This window comes from uncultured Dialister sp. (assembly GCF_900541605.1).
GTDB lineage: Bacteria > Bacillota > Negativicutes > Veillonellales > Dialisteraceae > Dialister.
Map to the genome: position 1 here is coordinate 1 of NZ_UQKJ01000160.1, position 3,858 is coordinate 3,858.

Sequence of the window (3,858 nt, forward strand, 5' to 3'; positions counted from 1 at the left end):
TGCATGAAAATACATGTATAATCGGACTCTGCGAATTAATCAGCGCTTCCCTAGCTTCTAGCTGTTAGCAGCTAGGAAAGCTGATCCGCCTGCGGCGCTTTTCCCTGGATATTTCCGCCAGTCATTCGTGCCGTAGGCTGTAGAGCTTTCCTAGAAGCTAGAGGCTAGTAGCTAGAAGCCCCGCACGAATGACTCTATTCATCAGACAGCTCGACAAACCGCAATAGTCCTTCCTTGACCGCAAGTCACCGGTGTGGTAAAATGACGCCAAATGAACAGGGCTGGTTTGGAGCTCGCTGGATTCAGCAAAATCAACGCTTTGCCGTTTTGGCATGGCGTTTTTTATTTTTCTGAGGTGATTCTATGAAAACATGGAAAAAATTATGTCTTGCTTCTCTCATGGGGACTTCCCTTTTCCTGGGGGCCCTGCCCGTGGAGACCGGAGCCTACTCTTCTTCTGAAGGGATCCAATCGGTGACGGGAGTGGCGAAGGTCTATGGAGACGGAGAAAAGACGGCGTCCTCCATTCTGGCATATCCGGAAAAACTGGTGCCCGGCTCTATTTCCACCGATACCTTTGAAGTTCCGGGAAAGACCATTGAGAAGGCCTGGGTCAGTGATGAGGCTTCTGCGGCAGGAAGGGAAATGGCTGGACCCTACGTGGTGCTCCAATTCAAATACAGCAATGAATCTTTCTTTGGGAATCTTTCTTCCCGGGCAAAGAAGGATAACGATAACGGAAATGGACCCAAAGGCGGAGCTCCGGGAGGGGATGCTCCCATGCATTCCAATCGGGTGGCTCCGGACCTTTCTATTTCTGTAAAGCAGAAGGGGTATATCCTTTCACCGAAGGATAATCTGTATACACCGGGAGAATTTGTGAAGGCATCGAAAGTGGAAGAGCCCATGCTGGATTCTTTCAAACAGTATGTATATAAGGATCCTTCTACCGGCTATTCCATGCCCTATAACCTGTACCTGCCCAAAAACTATGACCCCGCGAAAAAATATCCCCTGGTGGTCTTTATCGGTGATGCCAGTGTGGATACGAACGATCCTAAGACCTCCCTGTACCAGGGAAATGGCGGCACCATCTGGGCAGAACCGGAGGAACAGGCAAAGCATGAATGCATTATCCTTATTCCCCATTACACCGATAACCTCATCAATGAGATCGGCATGATGACCACCGATTCCAATACCTGGACTCCGGGACTTACCCTGACGTCAGATCTCATTTTTGACGTATCGAAGAAATACGCTGTAGATACGGATCGCATCTACGGCATGGGCCAGTCCCAGGGAGGCATGGCTAATATTGCCATCAGTGATAAATACCCCGATTTCTTTGCAGCCCAGCTTCTGGTGGCCTGCCAGTGGAATGTGGACGAAATGAAGGCCATGAAGGATAAAAAATTGTGGATCATCGTGTCAGAGGGGGATAACAAGGCCTATCCCGGTATGAGCTCCGCCGTATCTCTCTGGAAGTCCCTGGGCACGAAGGTGGCGGAAGACGGCACCTTCTGGGATACCAAGGGACCCTGGGCTGACCTGGAAACGAAGGCAAAGGCGTTAAAAGATACGGGGTATCCCATGCATTTCACGGTCTTTAAAGATGGTAACCACATGTATACCTGGTCCGTGGCCTACAACCTGGAAACCGTCAGGGACTGGCTCTTTGAACAGAAGAAGGAGGAAAACAAATGAAAAAGAGGATTGCACTTGTGGCTGCTGCCGCCCTTTTCGGTTCTTTCTTTTTCGTCCTGCCGGAAGGAGTATCTGCCGATATACCAACGGTACCGGCAGCCCATGTGCCCCGTTCTCTCCTGGACAGGGAGATTCTGGATAAAGGCGTCGAAGCTTACCGGCAGGGTGACTATGAAAAAGCACTGCCCTATTTCTACGAATCGGACCGCATGGGCCACATGAAGGCGGCCCGGTATATCGGGCTCTGTTATGAAAACGGACAAGGCCTGCCCCAAAATTATGGGGAAGCCAGGAAATAGTATGAAAAAGCAGCCCAAAAGGGAGATGTGACATCCATGTACCGGCTGGGCCGGATGTATGAAAAAGGGGAAGGCATGCCGGTGGACTATGCAAAGGCCGCCTACTGGTATGGGAAATCCGCTGACCGCACTGATTTCATCGGGGACGAATTCCTTTTTGATAATAAAATTGTGCTCAATATTACGCTTCCGGAATTTGCTGAAAATATGGAACATCTGGAAAAAGTGCGCTCCTCCTTCGATACCCTGTACGGCGGCCCGGGAAAAAAGGATGGGTCCGTTTTCGACAGGTATTATGAAGCGGCCATCCATGGCATCCTGCCGGATCTTGCCTGTGAACCATCAAAGACTTCCGGCCATGGCCCCCAAAAGGCGGCCGCAGATGCGTCGGGTACGATTATCTATGACCGCGGCGCCGTACGGCCGGGGGATAGTGCAGCCGTTAATCTGGAAAAAACGCTTCCCGGAGACAGGGAGACCTACACCTGGAATGGCTTCACCGTAGATTTCCCGAAGCAGGATACATAAGCAGCCGGGAAATAGCGATATTTCAGTTTGTCGAGCTGTTGAGCGGCGCTGATGGATAGAGTCATTCGTGCAGGGCTTCTAGCTGCTAGAAGCTAGTTGCCCCGTGCGAGTGACTCTATACGCCAGCACCGAATACCAACAGCTCGACAAACCGCAATTGGCATGACGTCCTTCTTTACCGTATAATAGAGAAAACAAACTGTATGACCAAGGAGGACAGTATGATGAAAAAAGCATTGATATCCGCAGCCCTATTTTCCATCCTTCTCACCGCCGGTGCATCGGCTAACTGGGCCGCCGGGGACAGTACCATCCTGGCCGTCAACCAGGGAGAAGCAGCCTTTCATACATCCCTGTCATCGGAGCAGCGGCTTGACGTAGGAATGACATCCGGCGAAACCGGAAGCGCCGATCTGATATTTTCCGTGGGGGAGTCGGGCAATAAACTGACCCTTTCCTCCCTTCCTGTCAAAGTCACATCCGGTACCAGCAGCGACGGACATGGTTACACCGATGCAAAACTTACCATCACGCCGCTTATCAATACGGATACGGGGAGAAGATATTATCTGGTGGAAACTGGAACCCCCGCAGGAACACAGATCATTTCCTACAGTAAGGGAAATTTCACGTCCCTCTTTACGGCGTCTTCCCTAAAGGATACTGCCGACAGCGCATCCTTTGAGGTGGGTAAAAAAGAACTGCTTCTCCACCTGACAGCGGGAGGGACGAAGGAGGACTATGTCCTGAAGTACGACAGTAAGACAAATACCTTTACCGGGACCCTCAAGTCCTGAAAGAAAATCATAAAGTGCTCCATGGGGGGGCACTTTTTTTATGGAAAAGAAAAAATTGTAAAGTCAGTTGAAGATAGTCTGAAAAAGTTTATATGCATCTATTTTATGCCCGAGGAAAGAGACAAGTATGAGATTTGACAGTAAAATCAGGTAAAAAAAGTAATAAAAGATACAATATATAAATCCATTCAAAAGAAAAAGCACACACTATTTACACACGTAAAGTGTACTTTAGAATTAACAGCAGCCTGAAAAACGGAAAGCGGGGTCATTACAGGATTTGACACAAAACTGACAGGTTGTTATAATAACATACGCTTGAACTTGAGAGCGGCCGGTAAGAAATTACAGGGAGTTGACAAGGTAAAGCAAACGTGATATTATCTAAAAGCTGTCACATGGCAGCCCACGAAAGTTCTTGAAAATCCCTTGAAAAAAGGATTTGACAAAAACGAAAAGTCGTGGTAAGATGATCAAGTCGCTTGAAGAGCGATGATTCTTTGAAAACTGAACAGTACAGCGAACGA

General features: G+C 49.0%; 4 protein-coding genes. All 4 read left to right on the forward strand.

Annotated elements, in window-relative coordinates:
- Nucleotides 1-363 precede the first annotated feature (363 nt).
- The 4 genes from QZR21_RS08500 (at nucleotide 364) to QZR21_RS08515 (ending at nucleotide 3,331) form a co-directional block, all read left to right on the forward strand.
- A complete protein-coding gene (locus QZR21_RS08500; protein WP_296100250.1) occupies nucleotides 364-1,707 on the forward strand; it encodes a prolyl oligopeptidase family serine peptidase in 1,344 nt (447 codons plus the stop codon).
- Nucleotides 1,704-2,006, forward strand: coding sequence for a hypothetical protein (locus QZR21_RS08505; RefSeq protein WP_296100248.1), 303 nt, complete (start codon nucleotides 1,704-1,706; stop codon nucleotides 2,004-2,006). Before QZR21_RS08500 ends, QZR21_RS08505 begins: the two co-directional genes overlap by 4 nt.
- 36 nt (nucleotides 2,007-2,042) lie before the next feature.
- Nucleotides 2,043-2,534, forward strand: a complete 492-nt coding sequence (locus QZR21_RS08510) for an SEL1-like repeat protein (RefSeq protein ID WP_296100252.1) — start codon at nucleotides 2,043-2,045, stop codon at nucleotides 2,532-2,534.
- A gap of 221 nt (nucleotides 2,535-2,755) precedes the next feature.
- Nucleotides 2,756-3,331: a hypothetical protein gene (locus QZR21_RS08515; protein ID WP_296974937.1), complete on the forward strand. Its 576-nt coding sequence runs from the start codon at nucleotides 2,756-2,758 to the stop codon at nucleotides 3,329-3,331.
- Nucleotides 3,332-3,858 lie beyond the last annotated feature (527 nt).